This is a genomic window from Avrilella dinanensis (assembly GCF_002807015.1).
Taxonomy (GTDB): domain Bacteria; phylum Bacteroidota; class Bacteroidia; order Flavobacteriales; family Flavobacteriaceae; genus Flavobacterium; species Flavobacterium dinanensis.
The window spans coordinates 904757-930011 of the sequence record NZ_NIPO01000001.1 but is presented as its reverse complement, the minus strand read 5'-3'; the positions used below and the strand labels follow the sequence as shown (position 1 = coordinate 930011).

At 37.9% G+C, this 25255-nt stretch carries 25 protein-coding genes and 1 pseudogene; 16 read left to right on the top strand and 10 right to left on the bottom strand.

Features of this window, described 5'->3' with window-relative positions; translation table 11 throughout:
* Window positions 1-73: 73 nt before the first annotated feature.
* Window positions 74-1309, bottom strand: coding sequence for an imidazolonepropionase (hutI, locus tag CDL10_RS04405; RefSeq protein WP_100677415.1), 1236 nt, complete (start codon window positions 1307-1309; stop codon window positions 74-76).
* Window positions 1310-1594: 285 nt separating this feature from the next.
* Here hutI and CDL10_RS04400 point away from each other — a divergent pair, with 285 nt between their 5' ends.
* Window positions 1595-1984 (top strand): acyl-CoA thioesterase, encoded by a 390-nt coding sequence (locus CDL10_RS04400; RefSeq protein ID WP_100677414.1) that lies wholly within the window; start codon window positions 1595-1597, stop codon window positions 1982-1984.
* Between the two features lie 120 nt (window positions 1985-2104).
* Window positions 2105-3619: a hypothetical protein gene (locus tag CDL10_RS11350; protein WP_117615781.1), complete on the top strand. Its 1515-nt coding sequence runs from the start codon at window positions 2105-2107 to the stop codon at window positions 3617-3619.
* Between the two features lie 56 nt (window positions 3620-3675).
* Here CDL10_RS11350 and ribB read toward each other — a convergent pair whose 3' ends face one another.
* The 7 genes from ribB to CDL10_RS04360 are packed head-to-tail and all read right to left on the bottom strand — an operon-like array spanning window position 3676 to window position 11069.
* Window positions 3676-4809, bottom strand: coding sequence for a 3,4-dihydroxy-2-butanone-4-phosphate synthase (gene ribB / locus CDL10_RS04390; protein WP_100678638.1), 1134 nt, complete (start codon window positions 4807-4809; stop codon window positions 3676-3678).
* A 1-nt stretch (window position 4810) separates the two neighbouring features.
* The gene (locus CDL10_RS04385; RefSeq protein ID WP_100677413.1) at window positions 4811-6256 is read right to left on the bottom strand and encodes an LptF/LptG family permease; all 1446 of its coding nucleotides are present in this window, start codon (window positions 6254-6256) and stop codon (window positions 4811-4813) included.
* A gap of 6 nt (window positions 6257-6262) precedes the next feature.
* The gene (locus CDL10_RS04380; protein WP_165772980.1) at window positions 6263-6892 is read right to left on the bottom strand and encodes a LolA family protein; all 630 of its coding nucleotides are present in this window, start codon (window positions 6890-6892) and stop codon (window positions 6263-6265) included.
* Window positions 6893-6896: 4 nt separating this feature from the next.
* Complete coding sequence (locus tag CDL10_RS04375) at window positions 6897-9323, bottom strand: DNA translocase FtsK (protein WP_100677411.1); 2427 nt, start codon at window positions 9321-9323, stop codon at window positions 6897-6899.
* A gap of 3 nt (window positions 9324-9326) precedes the next feature.
* Complete coding sequence (locus CDL10_RS04370; protein WP_100677410.1) at window positions 9327-9704, bottom strand: diacylglycerol kinase family protein; 378 nt, start codon at window positions 9702-9704, stop codon at window positions 9327-9329.
* A 7-nt stretch (window positions 9705-9711) separates the two neighbouring features.
* On the bottom strand, window positions 9712-10530 hold the full coding sequence (kdsA, locus tag CDL10_RS04365; RefSeq protein WP_100677409.1) for a 3-deoxy-8-phosphooctulonate synthase: 819 nt from the start codon (window positions 10528-10530) through the stop codon (window positions 9712-9714).
* Window positions 10527-11069: a DUF4199 domain-containing protein gene (locus CDL10_RS04360; protein ID WP_100677408.1), complete on the bottom strand. Its 543-nt coding sequence runs from the start codon at window positions 11067-11069 to the stop codon at window positions 10527-10529. Before CDL10_RS04360 ends, kdsA begins: the two co-directional genes overlap by 4 nt.
* Window positions 11070-11338: 269 nt before the next feature.
* Between CDL10_RS04360 and ppk1 the strand changes: the two genes are divergently transcribed.
* The 3 genes from ppk1 to CDL10_RS04345 all read left to right on the top strand — a co-directional run bounded on the left by ppk1 (window position 11339) and on the right by CDL10_RS04345 (window position 15468).
* Complete coding sequence (ppk1, locus tag CDL10_RS04355) at window positions 11339-13429, top strand: polyphosphate kinase 1 (protein ID WP_100677407.1); 2091 nt, start codon at window positions 11339-11341, stop codon at window positions 13427-13429.
* Window positions 13423-14334: a Ppx/GppA phosphatase family protein gene (locus CDL10_RS04350; protein ID WP_100677406.1), complete on the top strand. Its 912-nt coding sequence runs from the start codon at window positions 13423-13425 to the stop codon at window positions 14332-14334. Before ppk1 ends, CDL10_RS04350 begins: the two co-directional genes overlap by 7 nt.
* A gap of 63 nt (window positions 14335-14397) precedes the next feature.
* Window positions 14398-15468 (top strand): hypothetical protein, encoded by a 1071-nt coding sequence (locus CDL10_RS04345; protein ID WP_100677405.1) that lies wholly within the window; start codon window positions 14398-14400, stop codon window positions 15466-15468.
* A 6-nt stretch (window positions 15469-15474) separates the two neighbouring features.
* Here the strand turns inward: CDL10_RS04345 and CDL10_RS04340 are convergent, their stop codons facing one another.
* A complete protein-coding gene (locus tag CDL10_RS04340; RefSeq protein WP_100677404.1) occupies window positions 15475-16107 on the bottom strand; it encodes a hypothetical protein in 633 nt (210 codons plus the stop codon).
* Window positions 16097-16942, bottom strand: a complete 846-nt coding sequence (gene folP / locus CDL10_RS04335) for a dihydropteroate synthase (protein ID WP_243389287.1) — start codon at window positions 16940-16942, stop codon at window positions 16097-16099. Before folP ends, CDL10_RS04340 begins: the two co-directional genes overlap by 11 nt.
* An 81-nt stretch (window positions 16943-17023) precedes the next feature.
* Between folP and CDL10_RS04330 the strand changes: the two genes are divergently transcribed.
* The 11 genes and pseudogenes from CDL10_RS04330 to CDL10_RS04285 all read left to right on the top strand — a co-directional run bounded on the left by CDL10_RS04330 (window position 17024) and on the right by CDL10_RS04285 (window position 25210).
* The gene (locus CDL10_RS04330; protein WP_100677403.1) at window positions 17024-17572 is read left to right on the top strand and encodes a DUF1599 domain-containing protein; all 549 of its coding nucleotides are present in this window, start codon (window positions 17024-17026) and stop codon (window positions 17570-17572) included.
* 6 nt (window positions 17573-17578) lie between these two features.
* Window positions 17579-18676, top strand: coding sequence for a BT_3928 family protein (locus CDL10_RS04325; RefSeq protein ID WP_100677402.1), 1098 nt, complete (start codon window positions 17579-17581; stop codon window positions 18674-18676).
* A gap of 3 nt (window positions 18677-18679) precedes the next feature.
* Window positions 18680-19753: an ABC transporter permease gene (locus CDL10_RS04320; protein ID WP_100677401.1), complete on the top strand. Its 1074-nt coding sequence runs from the start codon at window positions 18680-18682 to the stop codon at window positions 19751-19753.
* Window positions 19754-19755: 2 nt separating this feature from the next.
* Window positions 19756-20319, top strand: coding sequence for a TlpA family protein disulfide reductase (locus CDL10_RS04315; protein ID WP_243389286.1), 564 nt, complete (start codon window positions 19756-19758; stop codon window positions 20317-20319).
* 7 nt (window positions 20320-20326) lie between these two features.
* Entirely contained in the window at window positions 20327-21079 is a 753-nt protein-coding gene (tpiA, locus tag CDL10_RS04310) for a triose-phosphate isomerase (protein ID WP_100677400.1), read from the top strand.
* Complete coding sequence (locus CDL10_RS04305) at window positions 21079-21528, top strand: hypothetical protein (RefSeq protein ID WP_100677399.1); 450 nt, start codon at window positions 21079-21081, stop codon at window positions 21526-21528. The genes tpiA and CDL10_RS04305 overlap by 1 nt, the downstream gene beginning before the upstream one ends.
* Before the next feature lie 180 nt (window positions 21529-21708).
* Window positions 21709-21981: an ATP-binding cassette domain-containing protein gene (locus CDL10_RS11490; protein ID WP_243389285.1), complete on the top strand. Its 273-nt coding sequence runs from the start codon at window positions 21709-21711 to the stop codon at window positions 21979-21981.
* Window positions 21957-22433 (top strand): annotated as a pseudogene (locus CDL10_RS11485) (ATP-binding cassette domain-containing protein); the annotation flags it as partial. The gene CDL10_RS11490 and the pseudogene CDL10_RS11485, both read left to right, overlap by 25 nt.
* A gap of 66 nt (window positions 22434-22499) precedes the next feature.
* Window positions 22500-23039 carry a YceI family protein gene (locus tag CDL10_RS04295; protein ID WP_100677398.1) on the top strand — a complete coding sequence of 180 codons (540 nt, stop codon included), beginning with the start codon at window positions 22500-22502 and terminating at the stop codon, window positions 23037-23039.
* A 42-nt stretch (window positions 23040-23081) separates the two neighbouring features.
* Window positions 23082-23801, top strand: coding sequence for a pirin family protein (locus tag CDL10_RS04290; protein WP_100677397.1), 720 nt, complete (start codon window positions 23082-23084; stop codon window positions 23799-23801).
* A 140-nt stretch (window positions 23802-23941) separates the two neighbouring features.
* Window positions 23942-25210 carry a chloride channel protein gene (locus tag CDL10_RS04285; protein WP_100677396.1) on the top strand — a complete coding sequence of 423 codons (1269 nt, stop codon included), beginning with the start codon at window positions 23942-23944 and terminating at the stop codon, window positions 25208-25210.
* Window positions 25211-25255: the final 45 nt, after the last annotated feature.

The window sequence follows — 25255 nt, the reverse complement described above, 5'->3', positions numbered from 1 at the left end:
AGCATCGATTAAAATATTTTTCATAACTATTTTTTTCACACCAAAAACATTCAATTGCTTTTGGTGTGTTTTTTTATATTCGTTTACCATTGATAATCACTTGTTCAATCAACATATCTCCAAAGTTATACGGAATTTCATAAAATGAATTCAGCTTTTCCGTAATCATCACATTGGCTTTTTTCCCTTTGGTAATACTGCCATGCGTGGATAACAAATCCATAGCATACGCCCCGTTGATTGTTGCCGCATTGATGGCTTCTTCCGGTGTCATACGAAGTTTGATACAAGCAGTTGCAACTACCAGATTCATATTCCCTGAGGGCGTTGTTCCGGGGTTGTAATCCGACGCAATCGCCAGTGGTAATCCGGCATCAATGATTTTTCTGGCAGGTGTGTAAGGAATTGTAATAAAGAAAGAGCAGGTTGGCAATGCTACCGGCATTGTTTTACTTCCTTTTAATACTTCAATATCTGCATCGGTTACGATTTCCAGGTGGTCAACAGACAATGCGTCGTTTTTTACACAAGATTCGATACCGTCAATAGCGGTAAACTGATTTACGTGTATTTTGGCTTTCAATCCGTATTTTTTTCCGGCTTGCATGACTCTTTCAGTTTCTTCTACAGAAAAATACCCGGTTTCCAGAAAAGCATCAACAAAATCAGCCAGATTTTCCTCTGCGATTGCCGGAATCATTTCATTGCACAACAAATCAATATAACCCTGATGATTTTCTCTGTATTCCAACGGAAAGGCGTGTGCCCCCAAAAAAGTAGATTTAATCATTCCGGGATAATCCGCTTTCAGCCGTTTGATAACCCGAAGCATTTTCAGTTCTGCATCAGTGGTTAGTCCATATCCAGATTTGATTTCAATAGCTCCGGTACCCATTCTCACTACATTATCCAAACGTTTTTTTGACTGTTTATAAAGTTCTTCTTCCGGGGTTTCTTGTAATTTTTTGGCAGAATTTAGGATACCACCGCCTCTTTCAAATATTTCTTCATAACTCAAACCGTTAATTCTATCCACAAATTCCTGTTCGCGGTTGCCTGCATAAACGATGTGTGTGTGGCTGTCCACCCAGGCAGGTAATACAAATTTTCCTTTGGCATCGATGATTTCATCAGCATTTGTATCCGATAAATCTTCCATTTTCCCGTAATTGGTAATCGTGTCATTTTCGATTTTCAAAAATGCATTTTCGATAGAAGGTAGGGTTTTCATTTCATCTCCCGACAAAAAACCGGGGGTGTTTTCTCTGACCTGCAAAAGGGATTTGATATTGATAATTAATAGGCTCATAGATAAAATATTTGCTCAAAATTACTTTTTTATTCGTTAATATAAAATTATTCGGATAAAGAAGATGTTATAATTTCACATATATTCTTTCTATATTTGCCCGAGTAAAGGTGAATCAGGTGAAAATCCTGAGCTGTCGCGCAACTGTAACCGGAATCAAACCGGAAGTCAGACCCCTTCAAAATGCTTTCGCGTCTAAAAGCTGACTGCTTGTTCCTTCTTGGAAATAGTACGTTTTTTATGGCTCTGAAGCATAATTAAATTAATCATTAAAACCATTTAATTATGAATTTAGAACAAAGAATCCAAAACTCCGAAACCCGCATTTTCAAAGCGGTTTTTCCTAACACGACCAACCATTATGACACTTTATTTGGTGGCACGGCGATGCAACTCATGGACGAAGTGGCTTTTATCACAGCAACCCGTTTCAGTCGGCAAAAAATGGTAACCATAAGCAGTGAACGTATCGATTTTACCCAACCGATTCCTGCTGGAACGATTGTAGAGCTAATTGGAAAAGTAACAAAAGTTGGTAATACCAGTTTGGTTGTTCATGTCGAAATTTTTGTGGAACAAATGTATTCATCGGGTCGCGAGAGTGCGATTTCAGGTAATTTTACTTTTGTGGCAATCGATGAAAACAAACGACCTGTGAGGATAGTTAAAGAATAATTTTGTCCGTTTCGGCATTAAATGTTTGGTTTTTTCTCATATCTGCAAAATTCCATATATTTGTTAGTCCAAACTTCCGGGTTTGGTCTGGAGTTTGTTGTTGAATGACAAAAAATATTTATGAAAAGAAAAATCAGATATTGTAGATGGTTGTTTTTATTGTTTCCGTTGGGTGTCTTTGCCCAGACAGATGGAACGCCCGAAAATACTCCCGACCCCATAGCCGTGGTAAACGGATACATCGTCAGGTATTCGGAGTTAGCTCGTTTGAAGCCTGAGTATATATCTTCCATGGCAGAGTTGGATGCTGAAGATGCTGTAAAATTATTCGGGGAAAGAGCCAAAGGTGGTGCCATTGTGATTAAATTAAAAGGAAGAAACACAACAGGAACAGGCGAGAAGGTAGAGGAAGAAGTGCTTACCCGAGCAGAGGAAATAGCAGAACAAAAAGCCAAGGAAGAAGCTGCCGAAGCCGAACGTCAACGATTAGCCGAAGAGAAAGCTCGTGAAGAAGCAACTGAAGCTGAACGTCAACGATTGGTGGAAGAAAAAGCCCGAGAAGAAGCAGCCGAAGCCGAACGTCAACGATTAGCAGAAGAAAAAGCTCGTGAAGAAGCAGCTGAAGCCGAACGTCAAAGATTGGCTGAACAAAAGGCTCGTGAAGAAGCAGCTGAAGCTGAACGTCAAAGATTAGCCGAGCAAAAAGCTCGTGAAGAAGCTGCCGAAGCTGAACGTCAAAGGTTGGCGGAGCAAAAAGCTCGTGAAAAAGCAGCCGAAGCCGAACGTCAAAGATTGGCTGAGCAAAAAGCTCGTGAAGAAGCAGCCGAAGCTGAACGTCAAAGATTAGCAGAGGAAAAAGCTCGTGAAGAAGCAGCCGAAGCTGAACGTCAAAGATTAGCAGAGGAAAAAGCCCGAGAAGAAGCAACTGAAGCCGAACGTCAAAGATTAGCAGAAGAAAAAGCCCGAGAAGAAGCAGCTGAAGCCGAACGTCAAAGATTAGCAGAAGAAAAAGCCCGAGAAGAAGCCGCTGAAGCCGAACGTCAAAGATTGGCAGAAGAAAAAGCCCGAGAAGAAGCCGCTGAAGCCGAACGTCAAAGGTTGGCTGAACAGAAAGCCCGAGAAGAAGCTGCTGAAGCTGAACGTCAAAGATTGGCAGAAGAAAAAGCCCGAGAAGCCGCCGAAGCCGAACGTCAACGATTGGCGGAAGAAAAAGCCCGAGAAGAAGCAGCTGAAGCTGAACGTAAAAGATTAGCTGAGCAAAAAGCCCGAGAAGAAGCAGCTGAAGCTGAACGTCAACGATTGGCGGAAGAAAAAGCCCGAGAAGAAGCCGCTGAAGCCGAACGTAAAAGGTTAGCCGAAGAAAAAGCTCGTGAAGAAGAAAACAAAATAGCTATTTCAGAAGCTGAAAAAACGGAAGAATCTTATTTTTCTTCTGATTTTGTAGGTCAGTTACAAAAGGATTTTGAAAAAAGTGTGAATGACCCGAAGGTAAAAAAAATACTGGTTAACGGACAGGAAGTTTCCAGAGAAGATGCGTTGAAAATAAACGTGTTTGATGTGGAAACGTCTATCGTTACTTATAATACAGAAAAAACAGAATCTGTGTTGGAAATAAGTTTATCTCAGAAGAATTAGAGGATTCTTTTACATAGAAATGAAATTAAGCCTGCAAATTTTGCAGGCTTAATGAATTAAAAATTTACAATTTCTGTGATTTCCAGACCGTATCCAATCATTCCGACGCGTTTGATTTGCCGGGAATTACTCATTAGCCTTAATTTGGAAATATTCAAATCGTGTAATATCTGGGCACCGATACCGAAATCTCTTTCATCTATTTCAAGTTTAGGTGCTTTGATGAGTTGTTGGTCTTCGGTTTGTAAAGATTTTAACTGGCTTAACCGGTTAAGCAAATCTGTGGAGCTGATATTTTTATCAATAAAAATGATAGCACCTTTCTCTTCTTTGTTGAGTACGTCAAACATGCGACTGAGTTTGTCACTGTCAGGACTGGTCAGAATGTCCAGTATATCACTGTTCACATGGGAAGAATTGATACGAGTCAGTACAGGTTCGCCGTCGTTCCACACGCCTTTTGTCAGGGCAATGTGAATTTTTTTATTGGTTACCTGATGATAAGCTCTCATTCGGTAAGTGCCATATTTTGTAGTCAGCTCAAAATCTTCTTTTTTCTGAATCAAGCTGTCGTGTTTCATTCGATATGCTACCAAATCTTCGATAGATACCAGTTTCATATCAAATTTTTCGGCAACTTCTTTCAGTTGCGGAAGTCTTGCCATCGTTCCGTCTTCGTTCAGAATTTCTACTAAAATTCCGGCAGGACTTAACCCTGCCAGTCTGGCAAAATCTACAGCAGCCTCGGTATGCCCAGACCTTCTCAACACACCGCCTTCTTTGGCGATAAGTGGAAAAATATGTCCGGGGCGACCTAAATCTTCCGGTTTGGTATCGGATTTGACCAAATGTTGTATCGTTTTGGCTCTATCATGAGCAGAAATTCCGGTGGTACAGCCGTGTCCGATTAAATCAACAGAAACGGTAAAAGCAGTGTGGTGCAAAACAGTATTGTTATTGACCATCGGTTTTAAATCGAGTTCTTTGCAACGTTTTTCTGTTAGCGGTGCACAAATCAGTCCTCGTCCGTGGGTTGCCATGAAGTTAATCATTTCGGGAGTCACTTTTTCGGCAGCTGCGATAAAGTCACCTTCATTTTCGCGGTCTTCATCATCGACGACAATAATCATTTTTCCCTGACGAATATCTTCGATAGCCTCTTCAATAGTATTGAGTTGTATTTTTGACATATTATTTTTTGGTTGTTTTTTCTTTTTTAAATCGTTTAGCAAACCATGTTTTGAGGTCATACCACATATTGTCCATACTGGTAATTCCACGGTCGCGTGTAGCTTTGTAGCTGAAATTGACGGCAAGAGGAAGCAGGGCAAAAGTGCCTACCCACGCACCAATCCAGCCTAATAAAACATTTTCTTGTGCCAGTTTGTAGCCAAAGGTATTAATGAAATGGTAGGTAATAAATATAATTACGGCGAAAACCATTGGCAAACCAACACCGCCTTTGCGGATAATAGCTCCTAACGGGGCTCCGATAAAGAACATCAGCATGCAGGAAAACGCCAAGGCATATTTATTTTGCAATACATATTCATGAAAATTGATTTCTTTCAGCTGGTTTTCGTTTCGGTCGATATTGTTTTGTACTGAAAATTTAATACTTTCTGCATTGCTTGCTGCCGACTGAAATATTTGTGCCAATCGCTGTGGGGCTTCACTTTTTAATAACTCATCTTCAGAATTGACGGCAATAACAGTTTTATTTTGTTTCTGCTGAAAAACAGATTTTTCTGTACGAACAGCAATATTCTCTGTTTGCGAATTGATTTCTCTGGACAGGTTTGTGCCTAATGAATCCATGGCTTTTCTTAGCTGGCTAACATTCATCATTTTGGCATTACTGTTGATTTCGTCTGTGTTTTCTTCCACTTCAAACTGGGCTAAATCTACTACAATGGTATATTTTTCAAAATGAGCTTTAGCAAAAGGCATTCTGTTTTGTTGTGAAAAAGTTTTGGTAGCGACATCTTCGTAATAATTTCCGTTTAGTAGATGAAGTTTAAGTAAATTGGCTGCCTCATCACTTTCAAGTTGCCCTTCGTGTGAACGGATAACTGTCCGGTTGATAGTTCCGATGTCGGATTTGATATGAATAGTCACATTTTCCAAATCTTGCCCTTTTTCCCCTTTTTTCTCATCGACTTTCATATTGATTTTACCCAAGTCGTTGAATTGCCCTGCCGCAATTGCCATAGCGGGTTTTGCCTGGATAATTTCGTGTCGTAAACTTGTAAATTTATATTCACTTTTTGGGGCAATATCATTCACAAACCAGAACGACACAAACGATAATCCGACAATAAATATAATCGGTACACGCATTGCCCTTTGCAGTGAAATTCCGGCAGATTTCATAGCAGCAAACTCATAATTTTCAGCAAAATTTCCGAAAGTCATGATTGACGACAACAGTACCGATAAAGGCAAAACCATAGAAATCATTCTTGGGGAATAGTAAAACAAAAACCGGACTACGGTAAACAAATCCAAATCTTTGCCTGCCAGTTCTTCAATATATACCCAAACGCCTTGTAAAACAAAAATGAAATACAAGACGGTAAAAACCGATAAAAATGATTTTACGAAAGTCGATAATATGTATTTGTCGATTATTTTCACTATCGGTTAGTCAACTTCATAAACATAATAACCCGGATAATCTGATTTTTTAAACTGGAATTCAGTATCCGGCATGTTTTGGTTACTTTTAAATGAATTGATAGTCAGAGTGTTTCTACTTTGAAAAGCATCAATCTCGATAATTTTATACACCATGTTTGTTTTGGTATCAATACCGATTAAACCACTGTTTTTTGTCTTTGTACCTGATTTTGGTGTCAGTTTGATAAATTGGATTTTTCTGCCGTCACCCAGTTGCTGCTCAATATCCCACTGGAAATTGTATTCACTTGTTTTGAAATACGATAGCAGGGTAGAAGGAGTCATAATGCCCATATCTTCCGATTGGTTGTAAATATTCACTTCTTTGTCCTGCGGATTGATGTTATACGTTTTTTTTCCGTCATAAATCATCGACAAACCATCGAGTTTAATATTGAATTTTTGCCCTTTGACTTTGATAAGACCGTCAAAAAAATTTTCATCACTCTGAAAGGTAAACGTAAAGCTATAATCTTTCAGACTATTGATTTTGTTTTTGGATTGCTCATACAATTTCATCGCTTTTTCAGATGTTTGTGCCTGAGCAATATGGATTGACATCAATGCCAAAATGAATAAAAAATACTTTTTCATACTACTAAATTTCATTATTTAAAAATTCTTCCAGTGAAATCAAGTCAGGAATATTCACCGAGCGGGCTTTGCTGCCTTCAAACGGTCCGACGATTCCCGCGGCTTCCAGCTGGTCTATCAATCGACCGGCTCGGTTGTACCCCAGTTTTAATTTTCGCTGTAACAGTGATGCCGAACCTTGTTGTGCCGTGACGATTACTTCGGCAGCTTCACGGAACAAAACATCTCTTTCCGATATATCTATATCAAGACTCGTGCCACCTTCTTCGCCGACATATTCCGGTAATAAATAGGCTTCCGGATAAGCCTTTTGCGAGCCGATAAATTCTGTGATTTTTTCGACCTCCGGAGTATCCACAAAACCGCATTGAACCCGAGTAACATCATTACCTTGCGTATATAACAAATCGCCTCGTCCAATCAACTGGTCGGCACCGGGACCGTCCAAAATGGTTCGTGAGTCGATTTTGGAACTTACCCGGAAAGCTATTCTGGCAGGGAAATTCGCTTTGATAATTCCCGTAATCACGTTTACCGACGGTCGTTGCGTTGCGATAATCAAGTGAATACCAATCGCCCGAGCCAGCTGTGCCAAACGCGCAATAGGCGTTTCTACTTCTTTTCCGGCAGTCATGATTAAATCGGCAAATTCGTCCACAACAAGTACGATATAAGGTAGAAAATGATGACCATTTTCCGGATTGAGTTTTCGCTGTTTGAATTTGACGTTGTATTCCTTAATGTTTCTGACCATAGCATCTTTAAGCAACGAATAACGGTTGTCCATTTCGATACACAAAGAGTTTAATGTATTGATAACTTTAGAGTTATCTGTGATAATCGCATCTTCGCTATCTGGTAATTTAGCCAGATAATGACGTTCGATTTTGTTGAATAAAGTCAGTTCTACTTTTTTCGGGTCAACCAACACGAATTTGACTTCTGCCGGGTGTTTTTTATAAAGCAATGATGTCAGCACAGCGTTGAGTCCGACAGATTTTCCTTGTCCGGTTGCACCCGCCATCAGCAAGTGAGGCATTTTTGCCAAATCCACCACAAAGGTTTCGTTAGAAATGGTTTTTCCGAGAGCAATCGGCAATTCCATTTCGGCATTCTGGAATTTGGCAGAGCTAATCAGAGATTTCATCGAAACGACTGTCGGCTTGGTGTTAGGCACCTCGATACCGATAGTTCCTCTGCCCGGAATCGGAGCAATAATCCGGATTCCTAATGCCGATAAAGACAAGGCAATGTCATCTTCGAGGTTTTTGATTTTAGAAATTCTCACACCGGCTTCCGGAATGATTTCATACAAAGTCACAGTTGGTCCGACAGTTGCTTTGATTTTGTCGATTCCGATTTTATAATTGCTTAATGTTTCAACAATTTTATTTTTATTTTCTTCCAGTTCCGATTGATTGATGGTAATGCTCCCTGAAGAATGGTCTATCAATAAATCAATGGTAGGGAACTGATAATTAGAAAGCTCCAGTGTCGGGTCAAATTCGCCAAAATCATCAACGAGCTTAGCCGCCAGATTTTCCTCTATTTCGTCTTCTTCCACCGCCGATTCGATAATGAAATCGCTATTATCATCAGTTGTTTCTTCCGTATAAACTGGTTTTTCTTCTGGTTCAGTTTTAATATCCAGCTCAATTCCGCTTATCGGCGGAGTTGTTTTTTCTTCTGTTTGTATTTCTTCCGGCTTTTCTTTTTGTGAAAAATCTGTTACCGACGAAGATGATGTTTGATGTTTTGTTATTTCTTTTTCTTCTTGATTTACATTGTTTTCAAAGTCTTTATCTGATGTTTTACTTAAATCTTCTAATACTTTTGATTTTGTTGTATTAAAAAACGAAGTGAAACTTTCCGGCGACATTTTTATTCTGAAAACGAGGTAAAACAATACGGCAAATATAACCAAAAGCATGGTACCGAATTTGCCTAAATATATTTGTAAATATTGATTGATTTCATAACCGACAACACCGCCGAGCACCGGATTTTTTTCGCCGAAATAACCGAATGCTACTGATATAATCAATATGGCGAATAGATCCCAGAACAATATTTTTCTCAATTTAGCTCCCGAAAACGGAAAAGCGAAAAAATAGGCCAAAAGAAAAGCTATTTTGACAAACAGGAATGAAGCTACGCCAAAACCTCTGTAAATGAATAAGTCAGACAAATAGGCACCGACTTTCCCAAGCCAGTTTTTTGCTTCAATATTTTTATCAGCCAGTTCACGAACAATATCCTGGTCATAATTTCCGTACATGAAATAGGAAATAAAACTGAACAGTAAAGCAAAAGCCGTAAACAACATAACGACAGAAAGCGTAAACAAAATCCGTTTACCGTTGGTTATTTTATTTTTCGTGGTGGATTGTGTTTTTTTAGTAGTCGTATTTTTTTTCTTTTTCACTGACATAATTTAAAAATTAAAAATTTTCGGCAGATAAATAAACAAACCGATAGCCACAGCGGTTAATGCTGCAAAAGTAACTGCTCCGGCGGAAATATCTTTGATAAAACCTATTTTTTTATGGTAATCGGGGTGAATGAAATCTGCTGTTTTTTCCACAGCTGTGTTGAGTCCTTCTACTGCCAGCACCAAGCCTAAAGCCATGATTTGAAACAACCATTCTGTCCGGGATATGTCGAAATACCAGCCGGCAATCATGACCAATGCACCGATTGACAACTGAGAAATAATGCTGTCTTCGGTTGTACACAGTTTGTACAAACCGACCATAGCGTATTTCAGACTTCTTAACCGACCAACAAAAAATGAGACTTTCTTTTGCTCCATTACCTGATTATAAATTTACAATAGTTTGTCTGATTTTGACTAATTTTTCCATAAGTGCATCAAACTGGTCTAACGGCAGCATATTCGCACCATCGCTTTTTGCCTGACTTGGGTCAAAATGCGTTTCCACAAAAATTCCGTCCACACCGCAGGCAATTCCGGCTTTGGCAATGGTTTCAATCAACTCCGGACGACCACCTGTGACGCCGCTGTTTTGATTAGGCTGCTGTAATGAATGAGTGATGTCTAAAACAGTTGTAGCGAACTTTTTCATTATCGGAATACTGCGGTAATCCACGATTAAATCCTGGTAACCGAACATGGTTCCACGGTCGGTAACCATTATTTTTTCGTTGTGTGAATCCTGCACTTTTTTTACAGCGTGTTGCATACTTTCCGGACTCATAAACTGTCCTTTTTTCAGGTTGATTACTTTGCCGGTTTCAGCTGCAGCAACCACCAAATCGGTTTGCCGAACCAGAAAAGCCGGAATCTGTAAAACATCTACATATTCGGCTGCCAGTGCCGCTTCGTGGCTTTCATGTATATCGGTAACAGTAGGTAATCCGAAATGTTTGCCAACTTCCTGCAAAATTTTCAACGCTTTTTCATCACCGATTCCGGTAAAAGAATCGATGCGTGAGCGATTGGCTTTCCGGTAAGAACCTTTAAAAATCAACGGAATTTGATAGCGATTGGTAATTTCAACCAGTTTTTCTGCAATTTTATATGCCATGTCTTCGCCTTCGATAGCACATGGACCAGCCAGCAAAAAGAAATTATTGCTGTCGGTATGTTTGATATGAGGTATTTCGTTCAGGTTCATTTTCTCTTTTTGTTTTTTGATTTTTTGTTCGTTTCAACCACAACCGGCGGGGTATAATCTTTGGTTTTCATTAGATAAGACAGCCCGATAGTGAATATTATTCCGTATGAAAATGTATCGATAATTCCATTTCGGATATAGCCTGTCAGGTTGATATTTTCGATTAGCATTTCTGCATTAATATGATTTTCAGTTAAATGAGATTTAAGCTGTTCAAAATAATCCGGAGCGATAGATTCATACATAATGTACTGAGCAATCGGGTTGAGCATTGCCACCATACTGGTCAACAGCAATCCGAATTTGAATGCTTCTTTGATGCTCCAGTTATTTTGGTAAATAACTTTTTTCTTTTCCCTATAAGCAAAATAATAACAGGCAAAAACCAAGGCGTAAAACCCGATAATTCCAAATACTACCACCGAAACAGATCGGTTTGCGTTGTCGTGAAAACCTAATAGTTTTTCCCCTACAAACCACAACACTGTCAGGCAGGTAATGAGGGCAGCCCATTTGATTTCTATTCCTAATTTCTTCATTAAAAAAACATTCGAAATTTAGCTGTAAAAATACTTCATTTTTCTGTAACCTGAAAAAGAAAGACTTTTAAAATCATCACAAAGTGACGGAATGACAAAGTGACGGAGTAAAGAAGTAACAAAGTGACGGAGTAACGACTGAGACTACTAATGGCTTTTGGCTCTTGCCTAATCAACTAATCACAGAATTAAAATCTTTTTGAAAATCTTCATTAAAATCCTATAATTGTTGGTAAATTTGGGAACAGTAATTTTAAGGATATTTTTCTATGAAAGATACAAATGTGGCTCGTAATCATTATATAGACAGAGAGATAAGCTGGTTGAATTTCAATGAACGTGTTTTGCAGGAAGCTGCCGACAGCGAGGTGGCTTTGCTGGACAGAATTCGTTTTCTGGGAATATTTTCCAATAATCTTGATGAGTTTTTCCGGGTGCGTTATGCTTCTATCCGCAGGCTGGCAATGGATAAAAAAGGCAAACGTATTCTGGAAAGCGGTATGGAAGCTCATGAATTATTGAGCCGAATCACACAAATTGTTATCGAACAGCAAAGCAAAAGTTTGTATGTGCTTGAGCAAATACAAAATCAGCTGGCAGCAGAAAATATCCATATCATCAACGAAAAACAGCTGGATAAGGAGCAGGAAATTTTTGTAAAAGAATTTTTTACACATAAATTAAGTGCAGATTTGATAACGATTATTCTCAACGATTTGGCAGAATTTCCGTTATTGGGCGATACGCACGGTTATCTTGCCATAAAGCTGAAAATGGCTGGCAGCAAACCCGAAGCGAAGAAAAAAGTTCGGTATGCACTTATCGAAATTCCAAACCACGTCAGCCGGTTTGTTGTTTTACCGCAAAGAGGTAACAAGCAGTTTGTGATGCACTTAGATGATGTGATCCGTTACAATCTGCATCAGATATTTTCCATTTTCAACTATGAAAGTATCTCTGCCCACATGATTAAGGTAACCCGCGATGCCGAGCTTGATTTTGATTCGGATTTGCACAAAAGTTTCCTCGAAAAAATATCATCAAGCGTGAGAGACCGCAGGATAGGCGAGGTGGTTCGGTTTGTGTATGACAAAGATATTGAGCAGGATACGTTAGAATTCTTCTTGGATAAAATGGAAATCGAATCTATCGACAGTATCATTCCGGGCGGAAGATACCACAACCGCCGTGATTATATGAGTTTTCCGACTTTGGGCAGAAAAGATTTGATATTTCAAAAAGCCAATCCGTTGCCGGTTGAAGGTTTAGGGTTTGAAAACAGCATCATCAGTCAGTTAAAGAAAAAAGATTATCTGATACATACGCCATACCAATCATTCAGCTATATTGTCCGGTTTTTGAGAGAGGCAGCTTTGGACCCGAAAGTAACGACAATTAAAATTACTTTGTATCGTCTGGCAAGAAATTCTCAAATCATCAGTTCGTTGATTAATGCGGCAAAAAACGGCAAAAAAGTAGTAGCACAAATTGAATTACAGGCACGTTTTGACGAACGAAGTAATATCAATTATGCGGAACAACTGCAAACCGAAGGCGTACAGCTTATTTTTGGAGTAAAAGGACTCAAAGTGCATAGCAAAATATGTGTGGTAGAACGGATTGAGAGCAAAAAAGTAAAATATTACGGCATTATATCGACCGGAAATTTCAACGAATCTACTGCCAATATTTACACCGATGTGGCGTTGATGACTTCTCATCAAAAAATCATGAAAGAAGTCAATAAAGTGTTTGATTTTTTTGAAGTCAATTACAAAATTCAGCGATATAAGCATTTGATAACGTCGCCACACTACACCCGAAGTCGTTTTAACAAATTGATAGATAGGGAAATACAAAATGCAATGAACGGAAAGCCGGCGTATATCAAACTGAAAATGAACAGCTTGTCCGATACCAGAATGATAGACCGCTTGTATCATGCTAGCCGGGCTGGAGTGAATATTCAGTTGATTGTCAGAGGAATATGCTGTTTGATTCCGGGAGTTCCGGGAATGAGCGATAATATTGAGGCGATTAGTATTGTAGATAATTTTCTGGAACATTCACGAATTTATATCTTTGGCAATAACGATAATCCCGAAGTATTCATTTCGTCTGCCGATTGGATGACCCGGAATATTGATGATAGAGTTGAAGTCAGCTGTCCGATTTATGATGAAGAAGTTAAACAGCAACTATTGGATATTTTTGAGAATTACTGGCATGGAAATGTGAAAGTCCGGATTCACGAGAAAACGTTGTCTAACCAATATCGACCGCTTATCGGCGAAAAATATCGGGCACAGTTTGAAATGTACAAATATTATGAAAATCAATTGGAAGTCGAATTATCATGAATATAAAAAAATATGCAGCTATAGATATTGGTTCAAATGCTATGAGGTTATTGATTACCAATATTTTAGAAGATAACAAGGAAGTGGTATTCAACAAAAGTGAGATTATCCGTGTACCCATTCGTTTGGGGCAGGACGCTTTCACCGTTGGCGAAATATCCGAAAAAAATATCGGGCGTATGCAGGACGCGATGCAGGCTTTTCGGCTGCTGATGCAGGTTTATGGTGTGGAACGTTACGCTGCCTGTGCCACGTCTGCGATGCGGGAAGCATACAATGGTTCTGATCTGGTTAAATATATTAAAGAGAAAACCGGCGTCGATATCGAAATTATCGACGGAAATAAAGAAGCAAGAATAATTGCCAATTCACAGTTGAAAAAACTGATTGCTACAGAAGGAAATTTTTTATTCGTCGATGTAGGCGGTGGAAGCACCGAGCTAACTATTTTTTCTGAAGGTGAGCAGGTTACTTCCAAATCATTTAAAAACGGAACTGTACGGTTGTTAAATAATATGGTTAATCAGCAGGTTTGGGATAGCATGGAAGATTGGGTTAAAACCCAAACCGATAAGCTGAAAGATGTGGTATTGATTGGTTCTGGCGGAAATATCAATAAAGTATTTAAAATGTCAGGAAAAGCTCAGGGAAAATCACTTAACTATACTTACTTAAATAAACAGTTTAATTATTTAAAAAAACTAAGTTACGACCAGCGTGTGAGTGATTTAGGGCTGAATCCCGACCGTGCCGATGTAATTGTTCCTGCATTGAACATATATCGGAGTGCTATGAAATGGAGCAACGCCAGTAAAATTTTTGTACCGAAAATCGGTTTGTCTGACGGGATTATTAAAGCATCTTACTATCAAAACAGCGGAATCAGAATACACGATTTGAAGTGAGAGATTTTAAAAAAAGGATAATTTTATATATTTGCTGAAAAGTTTATGTAAAATATCTTTGGTTTGAAAAGACAAAAAATTTGTTTGGTAGAGTTGGGAGGTTCGCATTTTGAGTGTATGGAAACACAAATCCATTTCTTAAAAGATGACTTTCATCTGACGTTGCTGACCAATTCCGACAAATTGGATAAAGTATCTGCATTAGTCCCTTTGGTCAATGAGGTCAAGGCTATGCCGTTTTCTGCCAATGAAAGTTTTACGTTTGCCAATTCCTTAAAGATTACCCGTTTACTGAAAAAATCGGATTACAATTTTGTAGTGCTCAATACCGCTCAGGGAGGAATCAAATGGATATGTTTGTTCTCTTTTTTTATCGGAGTCAAAGCTAAATTTCTTGGTATCTTGCACAATGTACACAAGCTGAAAAAAGGTTTTGGTCAACGGATAATTAGTGAAAGAGTGTCTCACTATTTTGTATTTGGTGACTTTTTAGAGAAATACACTCAAACCTTTTCCAAAAAAAGTATAAGTAGTTTCCTACCGATATTTGTCAGGCATGAAAATGTTGTTTCTGTCCGGAAACCTGCAGATGAATTTTGGATTTGTATTCCGGGAAATATTGAGTTCAAACGAAGAGATTACCCGAAATTGCTCGATGCGATAACAGCAACAAACTTATCCGATAAGGTCAGGTTTGTGCTTTTGGGAACAACAAAAAGCAAAGATGCTGAAGTGCTGAAAGAAAAAATCAATGAGCTTAAAATCAATGATTTTTTTATTCTTTTCGATGAATATATAGACACACAGATTTTCAATACCTATCTTTCGTTGTCTGACTGTGTTTTGCCGTTGTTGACTGCCGATTCGTCCGAAACTAAACTGTATCAAACCTGTAAGGTTTCCGGTTCGTGGCTCAACGTGTTGACGTTTCACAAGCCGTTGCTTTGCCACAATATTTTTAACCACCTCGATGATTTACAAAAACGAAGTATTTTTTATTCAGATTTAAAAGAATTGTTTCATACTTATTTGCAAAATCCTACCCATGAAATGTTCTCTGGGCTGGTAACCACTGATGTAAAACAGGATTTTGAATACCAAAAACAGGTGTTTTTAAAGCATTTTCAATCTTAAGATAAATCAATAAATATGAGTATACTCATTTACTTTATCAGAAATATTCAGCTTGTCAAATTCAATTAAAATATTTACAAATTCTTCTACCGTTATTTTTTCAGAGAAATCAATAAGAATACCTTCATAATCACCTTCATTAATAGATTTCCATATTTCTATTCTTGTTGAAAGCTTGTGTTTAAAATATTGTAAACCATTTACTTGGTGTAAATCTACTAATCGAAAATATTCTTCTGTAGGCTCAATCATTGGAGGTGCTTCGACAAAAACTCCCTTAAAAGGCAACTTCACAAAAGCATTTTGTTTGTTCAGTGTGTCACTATACACAAAATAGATATCTTTGGTATCTTCATGATTGCTTTCTTTCTGGAATTTACGGTAGGTCAGTTCCTGTAACGCCGGTGCGATTTCTTCCAGCGAAAGCTCGCGATTGACAGTCAAAATCCAGTGTGTATTTCCAATACGACCACCTTGATTGACAATAACTTCGCCATTTTCGTCTTTGTCGATATACACCGGACTAAAATCATTTATCTCTGTTGTTACGGAATAATCCGACCGGCTGATTTTCATTTCTTTTTGGCAGGACGCAAACAGCAATCCGCCCAAAATCATTACAAATAATCTATTTTTCATACGTTTTGATATATAATTTCACACATTCTGTTGCTTCTTTCACATCATGAACCCGAAGTATGTTTGCACCACTCATCAATGCCAGCGTATTCAAAACCGTTGTACCATTCAGGGCTTCCTGTGGAGTGGTTTCTAAAAATTTATAAATCATTGATTTTCGGGAAATTCCGGCTAAAATTGGAACATCTAAATGCTGAAATAAATTGAGTTTGCTGAGTAATTCATAATTCTGATCCAAAGTTTTGGAAAAACCAAATCCTGGGTCAATAATCACATCTTTGATGCCGGCTTCGTAAGCTTGGGCTAACCTTTCGGAAAAATAATGAATAATTTCTTTAGTTACATCTTCATAATCAGTGAATTGTTGCATATTTTGTGGAGTTCCTCTCATGTGCATCATAATATAAGGTGCTCGTTGCCGGGCGGCTACATGTAGCATATTTTTATCCAGATTTCCGCCCGAAATATCGTTGATGATTGCGGCTCCTTCGTCAATGGCTTTGTCAGCGACATTGGCACGGAAAGTATCTACCGAAATCAGTATATCCGGAAATTCTTTCAGCAAAGTTTTGATAACAGGTAACAATCTTTCTGTTTCCATTTCCTCCGATACAAATTCGGCGTTCGGTTGCGAAGAATAAGCTCCGATATCGATGATGTCAGCACCTTCGTTGAGCATCTTTTCGGTCTGAAAAACAGCTTGTTTAACTGAGTTGTGTTTTCCGCCGTCAAAAAAAGAATTGGGTGTAATATTCAGGATTCCCATGACCAAAGGACGGGAAAGAGAAAGCAGTTTTCCTTTGCAATTTATGCTGTGCGGCGAGGACATTTTCATCTGAAAAAGGTTTTTTACTGTTTTTGGTATGGTAAACCGTTAGTTTTTGCTAAATTTGGACTTTGTGCAAAGATAAAAGATATGTCAACACCAGAGCAATTCGATGAAATAATTTCTGCTTGCAGAGCATTATATATAAAAAAATTTCAGGATTATGGCAGTGCCTGGCGGATATTGAGATTGCCGTCGCTGACCGACCAGATTTTCATCAAAGCCCAGCGAATCCGCAGTTTGCAGGAAAATGAAATCCGCAAGGTCGATGAAGATGAAACCGCTGAATTTATTGGCATTATCAATTATTCTGTAATGGCATTGATTCAGATAGAAAAAGGCATCGTTCAACAGCCCGATTTGGCTGAGGAAGAAGCTATTAGTTTGTATGATGAACAAATTGCATTAACCAAACAGCTGATGCTCGACAAAAACCACGATTATGGCGAAGCCTGGCGTGAAATGCGTGTGAGTTCACTGACCGACTTGATTTTGCAAAAACTTTTACGTGTTAAGCAAATCGAAGACAATGCCGGAAAAACCATAGTTTCTGAAGGTGTAGATGCCAATTACAGAGATATGATTAATTATGCCGTTTTTGCTTTGATATTACTTCAATTTACCCAAAACCATAACTAAAATAATATGAGAATTATCACACAAATTGCCCGATTGATTGTAGGGATATTGTTTATTATCTCTGGATTAATCAAACTGAATGACCCGCTGGGTTTTTCTTTTAAGCTGGACGAATATTTTTCGGAAATGGTGTTTAATATGCCTTTTCTTCAACCTTTTGCTCTTTCGATAGCCTTGTTTGTGGTTATTGCAGAAGTGCTTTTAGGCGTGATGTTACTTATCGGTTACAAACGGAAATTTACGCTTTGGTCGCTTTTTGCGATGATTGTATTTTTCACATTTCTCACATTTTACTCGGCTTATTTCAACAAAGTAACCGACTGCGGTTGTTTTGGCGATGCCATTCCGCTCACGCCCTGGCAATCATTTTATAAAGATATAGCCTTATTGGTACTTATCTTAATATTGCTTGCCGGACGCAAGTATATCAAACCGATTTTCAATGCCACCAAAGGGCTGGTCACGGTAATTGTCAGTTTAATATTGTGTGCGGGGCTAGGCTATCACGTGCTTAATCATTTACCGGTTATTGATTTCAGACCGTACAAAATTGGGGTAGATATTAAAAAAGGAATGGAATTTCCGGAAGGTGCCCAAAAAGATGAATTTGATATTAAATTTATTTACGAAGTAAACGGCAGGGAAGAAGCATTTTCTATGGATAATTTAGGGAATATTCCGGAGGGAGCCAAGTTTATCCGACGAGATGAAAAGCTGATTTCTAAAGGTTATGAACCGCCGATTCACGATTTTACCATAGAAAAATACGGAGATGATTATTTAGATGATTATCTGGAAGAACCAAAAGTAGTAATGGTTATTGCTTACGATTTAAATATTACTGATGAAAAAGGTTTGCAGAAATTAGCTCAGTTGGAGCAAGATGCTTACGATAATGGTTATGAAATTATTGGATTGACTTCTTCATCTGATGATATGATAGAAAAAGTAAAAAGTCAAAATAAAGTTGATTTTGAATTTTATTTCTGTGACGCCACCACGCTGAAAACTATTATTCGTGCTAATCCGGGAGCGGTTGTGATGGAGTATGGTGTTATCAAAGATAAAAAACACTGGAATGATTTAGATAAACTAAAATTATAATAGTTGGTTCGGTATATCATTCATAAAATAGGTTATGCCCTGCTCACGATGTTTGGCGTGGTCACGGTGGTGTTTTTCCTTTTTAATGTTTTGCCGGGTGACCCGGCACGAATGATGCTTGACCAAAATGAAAATTCTGAACAGCTCGCAATTATCAAAAAGAAATACGGATTTGACCAACCGGTTTATAAACAATATCTGTTTTATCTCAATGATATTTCGCCGGTGTCTGTACATAGTAAAAATTCGGTTAATTATACCTTTTTTTCGGAAAAATATACCGGAAAAGTGTTGTTTGATATAGGAAATAACCAGATTGCGGTTAAAACACCTTATCTCCGAGAAAGTTTTCAGAAAAACGGCAAACCTGTCACAGATATTATTGCCGATACGTTACCCAACACCATTTTTCTCGCGTGTTTTGCTATCGGCATAGCTGTTGCGGTAGGATTGGTTTTGGGCGTTTTTTCTGCTTTATATGCCAACAGTTGGTTTGATAAATTGATAGCTGTTATCAGCACTTTGGGAATGAGTTTGCCCTCGTTTTTCAGTGCGATTTTGTTTGCTTGGATATTCGGGTTTGTACTCCACGAATACACCAATCTGAACATGACCGGAAGTTTGTATGAAGTAGATGATTTCGGGAATGGTGTTTATATGAATTTAAGAAACAGCATACTGCCTGCATTTGTTTTAGGTATCCGACCATTGGCGGTAGTTATACAATTGATGCGTAATTCGTTGCTGGAAGTATTTAATGAAGATTATATCCGAACGGCAAGAGCCAAAGGGTTAGGTACTTTTCGTGTAGTTTACAAACATGCTTTGAAAAACGCATTGAACCCAGTCGTAACCGCTTTGTCCGGGTGGTTTGCCTCGTTGCTTGCCGGAGCGGTTTTTGTAGAATACATTTTCGGCTGGAATGGTTTGGGGAAAGAAATCGTGGACGCACTCAATAACCTTGATTTACCTATTATTATGGGAGCAGTTTTAGTTATTGCGACCACTTTTGTGCTGATTACTATTTTGGTTGATTTTGTTTATGCGTATCTCGACCCGAGAATTAAATTAAAATAAAGATGATGAAAAAAATATGGATTTTATTACCGGCATTACTCAGTGTTTCACTGATAGCCTGCGATGCTAAAAAAGAAGAAAAAGAAGCTATGCCAAAAACAGAAAAAACAATCGATGAAAGTAAAGATTCTTTCAGTGAAGTGGCATTAAAAAAACAATTTGAAACACCAAATGGAGACTTTGTCAGTTTGGAAAACATTTTGACTCAGCATCAGGGAAAACCTGTTGTGATTGACGTTTGGGCATCTTGGTGTCCTGATTGTATCAAAGGTTTTCCTGAGTTGAAAAGTCTTCAGCAAAAATACCCGGAAGCGGTTTACGTTTTTTTGTCTTTAGACAGAGCCGTTGAGAAATGGAAAGAAGCCATTGAAAAATATGAATTAAGCGGCGAACATTATTACTTAAACGAAACCATGAAAGGCGAATTTGGACAATCGATTGAGTTGGATTGGATTCCGCGTTACATCGTGGTTGATGCTGAAGGAAATATTGCACTGAAAAAAGCCATTGTGGCAAACGACCCGATTTTAATCAATACTTTAGAAAGTTTACAAACTACAAAATAATTGACTCATGAGACATAAAATAGTTGCCGGAAACTGGAAAATGCACAAAGATTTGAATGAAACCACTTCATTTCTTAACGAATTAATCGAAAAGCTACCAAGTGATAAAGAAGTAGAAATCATGGTGGCGCCGCCGTTCACAAATCTGCTGATTGCAAGCAAACATCTGGAAGATACCAACATAAGCGTGGTGGCTCAGAATATGCACCAGGCAGAGGGCGGAGCTTTTACCGGGGAAATTTCTGCCAATATGCTGGAAAGTGTTGGTGTACAAATTGTTATTCTCGGACATTCGGAAAGAAGACATTATTTCGGCGAAAATTCGTCGGTGCTGGCAAGCAAGGTAGATACGGCTATCAGACACAATATGCGAATTATTTTCTGTATCGGCGAAGAACTCAAAGACCGACAGAATAAGCAATATAAAAACGTGATTTTTTATCAGCTTAAAGATGCTTTGTATCATCTGCCAAAATCGGCTTGGAAACACATTGTGCTGGCGTATGAACCGGTTTGGGCGATTGGCACGGGCGAAACAGCAACACCTCAGCAGGCACAGGAAATGCATCAATACATCAGAGAACAACTGGCTTATCAATATGATGATGAGCTGGCTCAGACGGTGCAGATTTTGTACGGAGGAAGTGTGAAACCGTCAAATGCTGAAGAAATTTTCTCTCAACCAGATGTTGATGGCGGATTAATTGGTGGTGCGGCACTGGTTGCCGATGATTTTGTTAAAATCATTGAAGCAGTATAATGAAATATTTTTGGTTATTCATATTATTCGGTTCTATGCAGGGGTTTTCACAAACTTCCCTGTACGGACCGACTATTTCCTATCAGTCGCAAAGTGGCAGTATGGGAAAAATAGGCGGTTATTATTTGCATTATTCCGAGAAAACAAACATGGGTATAAAGCTTGATGCGACAGCTAATTTCGCCTATTTCAGAAATCAATTTTTAGTCATTCCCGAAGCTGGTCTGACATTTTATCCCAATGTGGATTTATTGATAGAACCTTTTCTGGAAACAGAAATTAATCCTTATACGGTTACGCCCAAAGTCGGTTTTAGCATAGTTACTATACTCGATTTTAGTTTCGGTTACGGCTTTGACCTGAAAACCAAACAGGATTTAAAACCATTGCAAGGTTTCACTTTTTCAATAGGAATTAATATTCCGTTGAATTTTGAACTGAAATATTAGTATTTGTCAGTAAACAATGAATTTTACAAGATTTCATTGAATATATTAATGTTTTTCATACTTTTGTAGGTGTAGAATTTAAAGTAAGCAGAAAATGTAAAAAAATAATTTCTTTCAAACAAATAAAAGTAACAATCATTTATGATTGTTCTATTGTTGAATTCATAAAAGAAAGAAATTATGCTTACTATCCAAAATTTAACCTATACACATCTTAACAAGGATTTACTGTTTAGTGACATTAATCTTACAGTAAATAATCACGACAAAATAGCTTTAATCGGAAACAATGGCGTAGGGAAATCTACGTTGTTGAAAATTATTACCAAAGAACTTCAACCATCTGACGGACAAATAAATATTGATACAGAACCGTATTATATTCCGCAGATTTTCGGACAGTTCAATCATTTGACGATTGCACAAGCCATGGCTCGGGAAAAACAACTTTGATAAAAGTAATTTTGGGAAATCTCATACCACAAATCGGAAATGTTTTTATTGCAGAAAACAAGACCGTTTATATTGATCAGGATTATTCTTTGATAGAAAACAATCTGAAAATTTACGAACAGGTACAACAATTTAATATTTCTGCATTGCAGGAACACGAAATCAAAATGAGATTAAACCGATTTTTATTTACCAAAGATGATTGGGACAAACCTTGTAGTTCTTTGAGTGGGGGAGAAAGAATGCGTTTAATTTTGTGCTGTTTGAGTATAGGCAATCAGTCACCTGATATGATTATTCTGGACGAGCCGACCAATAATCTCGATATTCAGAATATAGAAATACTAACCAATGCCATTAACGAGTATCAGGGAACATTGCTTGTGATTTCTCACGATGAAACATTTTTAGAGCAAATCGGTATTGAAAGGGAAATCAGCATCATTTCTTAACATACATCAATGCCCTTGGTTTTCAGGTAGCTTACCTTTGTAATAGAATTTAAAAATATATCAAACATGGAAAATCAAACAACAGTAAAATGGGTAGCAGATCTTACTCACAGTGAACTTTTTTTCAAAGTAAAACATTTGATGATTTCAAATGTCAGAGGCGAATTTAAAAACTTCGAAGCCGAGATTGATGGAGAAGATTTCAGAACAGCATCTATCAAAGCGAGTGTTGATAGTTCATCAATTTTCACTAATAATGATGAACGCGATAACCATTTGAGAAGTGCAGATTTCTTCGATGCAGAAAATCATAAGGAAATTACATTTCAATCTACAGCTTTAAAAGCAAAAGATGATGAAAATTATGAGCTCACAGGAATACTCACCATCAAAGGAATAAGTAAAGAAATTACGCTTAACGTGGAGTATGGAGGAGTTAATAAAGATCCTTGGGGAAATGATAAAGCAGGTTTCTCTATTAATGGAAAAATCAACAGAAAAGACTGGGGATTGAACTGGAATTCTGCATTAGAAACAGGCGGCGTATTAGTCAGTGATGAAGTGAGAATAAGTGCAGAGATTCAGTTTATAAAACAACTGTCATAAAAACAGGTTGTTTTATATTTCACACACAAATTCAAGAAAACTATGACAAATATAGTATTGCACAAAGCAGCAACAAGAGGTCACGCCAACCACGGTTGGCTTGACTCTTATCACACTTTTAGCTTCGCAGGTTATCATAATCCTGACCGAATGAATTTTGGTGTACTTCGTGTTTTAAATGACGATAAGATTGATCCTGCAATGGGGTTTGGTATGCATCGGCATGATAATATGGAAATCATCAGTATTCCATTAAAAGGTGATTTGGAACACAAAGACAGTATGGGAAATACGGGAATCATCAAACGTGGCGATATCCAGGTGATGAGTGCAGGGTCGGGGATTCAGCATAGTGAATATAATCATAGCCAAAACAACGTTACTGAATTTCTGCAAATATGGGTTTTTCCGAACAAAAGAAATGTAGAACCACGTTATGACCAAATTATTTTAAACGAGAATGATAGACAAAATAAATTTCAACAGATACTATCACCCGACCCTGATGATGAGGGAGTTTGGATTCACCAGAATGCCTGGTTTCATATAGGACAATTCGATAAAGATGTTTCGTCTGAATATCAAATCAAAGAAAGAGGAAATGGTGTGTATGTATTTATCATCAGCGGAAGCGCCACGGTTGAAGGGCAAGAACTTGATCGCAGAGATGGTATGGGAATTTGGGATATAAATGAATTAAAAGTTACGTCAAACGCTCCACAAACTGAAATACTTTTAATGGAAGTACCAATGAATCTCTAAATAATAAAGTTACTGGTTGCTATAATATAATTGAATTTTGCAGTGTTAGCTTTCTTTTCTAAATGCAAAGATTTAAAAAAACGACAGAAAAGTATCAAACGGATAGGTTTTAAATATGTAGGTTTTTTTACCTTTGCCCCATGAAAAGAAAAAAGATAACTTATCAGAACTATCTTAAACTTATTTTGACTTCAATAGTAGTAAGCTTGTGCAGTGTGTTACTTGTATATGCGACAAAACATTTAACTGAGCATATAGAGCATCTAATATACCAGAAGGCAGAGTCTAACCTGAAGTTTTTATATATCTTTTTGCCAACAATTGGTATTACCTCTATTTATTTTCTCAGAAAATATCTTTTTAAAGGAAAGAAGAATAAGGGAATTACCGAAATCTACAAAACACTCGACCACAGAAAAGACCATCTTCCGGCATTCAAAATTCCTTCGCATCTTATTAATGGATTTTTAACCGTGATTTTTGGCGGTTCTACAGGAATTGAAGTATCTTCCGTTGTGGCTTCAGCCACAGCAGGAAATATAGTTTATAAACAAAAATTGTCGGCACAGTTATTTAAACGTGAACTGATTTGTGCAGGCGTGACAGCAGCTGTTGCGGTATTGTTTACCAGTCCGTTAGCGGGTTTTTTATTTTCGATTGAAGTCATTTCCGGAAAAGTAAGAAAATCCCTGATTGTCAGTTGTGCAGTAGCTGCCTTAGTGTCGTGGATTTTTATTGTCAAGTTTGACAATATTTCAATACTTCCATTTTCCGTTCAGCAATGGAATTGGTACGCCTTGCCTTTATTTGCTGCTTTGAGCATAATGGGAGGAGGAGTTTCAGTATATTTTACACTGCTGGTAACACGAATGAAAAAAATATTTGGTAACATCAACAACAATTTTTTAAGAGTCAATCTCGGAGCCATTTCTGTTGGTGTATTAATTTTTTTGTTTCCGGTTTTGTACGGCGACAGTTATCACGGCTTAAAAGAAGTCATAGAGTCTCCTACAATTCCGTTATTCACATTAGCTTGTCTTTTTATCCTCAAACCTATTGCCGCTTCATTGACCTTGGGAGCAGGTGGCGACGGAGGTGTTTTTGCTCCGAGCATTGTAGCCGGTGCTGTTTTAGGGCTGTTTTTTGCTCAATTTTGTAATGTACATTTCGGTATGAACCTGATACCGCTCAATTTTGCTTTGGTAGGAGCTTGTGCCACATTATCAGCTTCTATATATGCACCTTTTACAGCTTTGATTTTGACCTGCAATCTGGTCCCGAATGGATATCAATTATTTTTTCCGCTATTGATAGGTTGTTTCTCGGCAAAATATTTTTCTAAGATGATTTTACCATACAATTTATATACCTACGATTTTTACTTACTTAACAAGCAATCAGTAAAATAATTTAACAGACTCTAAGTTAAAAAAAATAACTTTGCCATAACGTAA

Excerpts from the sequence above, each read along its gene's own strand:
- hutI (WP_100677415.1), bottom strand. The coding sequence starts at position 1,309 with ATGAGCCTATTAATTATCAATATCAAATCCCTTTTGCAGGTCAGAGAA.
- CDL10_RS04400 (WP_100677414.1), top strand. The coding sequence starts at position 1,595 with ATGAATTTAGAACAAAGAATCCAAAACTCCGAAACCCGCATTTTCAAA.
- CDL10_RS11350 (WP_117615781.1), top strand. The coding sequence starts at position 2,105 with ATGAAAAGAAAAATCAGATATTGTAGATGGTTGTTTTTATTGTTTCCG.
- ribB (WP_100678638.1), bottom strand. The coding sequence starts at position 4,809 with ATGTCAAAAATACAACTCAATACTATTGAAGAGGCTATCGAAGATATT.
- CDL10_RS04380 (WP_165772980.1), bottom strand. The coding sequence starts at position 6,892 with ATGAAAAAGTATTTTTTATTCATTTTGGCATTGATGTCAATCCATATT.
- CDL10_RS04375 (WP_100677411.1), bottom strand. The coding sequence starts at position 9,323 with ATGTCAGTGAAAAAGAAAAAAAATACGACTACTAAAAAAACACAATCC.
- CDL10_RS04370 (WP_100677410.1), bottom strand. The coding sequence starts at position 9,704 with ATGGAGCAAAAGAAAGTCTCATTTTTTGTTGGTCGGTTAAGAAGTCTG.
- kdsA (WP_100677409.1), bottom strand. The coding sequence starts at position 10,530 with ATGAACCTGAACGAAATACCTCATATCAAACATACCGACAGCAATAAT.
- CDL10_RS04360 (WP_100677408.1), bottom strand. The coding sequence starts at position 11,069 with ATGAAGAAATTAGGAATAGAAATCAAATGGGCTGCCCTCATTACCTGC.
- ppk1 (WP_100677407.1), top strand. The coding sequence starts at position 11,339 with ATGAAAGATACAAATGTGGCTCGTAATCATTATATAGACAGAGAGATA.
- CDL10_RS04340 (WP_100677404.1), bottom strand. The coding sequence starts at position 16,107 with ATGAAAAATAGATTATTTGTAATGATTTTGGGCGGATTGCTGTTTGCG.
- folP (WP_243389287.1), bottom strand. The coding sequence starts at position 16,942 with ATGAAAATGTCCTCGCCGCACAGCATAAATTGCAAAGGAAAACTGCTT.
- CDL10_RS04330 (WP_100677403.1), top strand. The coding sequence starts at position 17,024 with ATGTCAACACCAGAGCAATTCGATGAAATAATTTCTGCTTGCAGAGCA.
- CDL10_RS04325 (WP_100677402.1), top strand. The coding sequence starts at position 17,579 with ATGAGAATTATCACACAAATTGCCCGATTGATTGTAGGGATATTGTTT.
- CDL10_RS04315 (WP_243389286.1), top strand. The coding sequence starts at position 19,756 with ATGATGAAAAAAATATGGATTTTATTACCGGCATTACTCAGTGTTTCA.
- tpiA (WP_100677400.1), top strand. The coding sequence starts at position 20,327 with ATGAGACATAAAATAGTTGCCGGAAACTGGAAAATGCACAAAGATTTG.
- CDL10_RS04305 (WP_100677399.1), top strand. The coding sequence starts at position 21,079 with ATGAAATATTTTTGGTTATTCATATTATTCGGTTCTATGCAGGGGTTT.
- CDL10_RS11490 (WP_243389285.1), top strand. The coding sequence starts at position 21,709 with ATGCTTACTATCCAAAATTTAACCTATACACATCTTAACAAGGATTTA.
- CDL10_RS04295 (WP_100677398.1), top strand. The coding sequence starts at position 22,500 with ATGGAAAATCAAACAACAGTAAAATGGGTAGCAGATCTTACTCACAGT.
- CDL10_RS04290 (WP_100677397.1), top strand. The coding sequence starts at position 23,082 with ATGACAAATATAGTATTGCACAAAGCAGCAACAAGAGGTCACGCCAAC.
- CDL10_RS04285 (WP_100677396.1), top strand. The coding sequence starts at position 23,942 with ATGAAAAGAAAAAAGATAACTTATCAGAACTATCTTAAACTTATTTTG.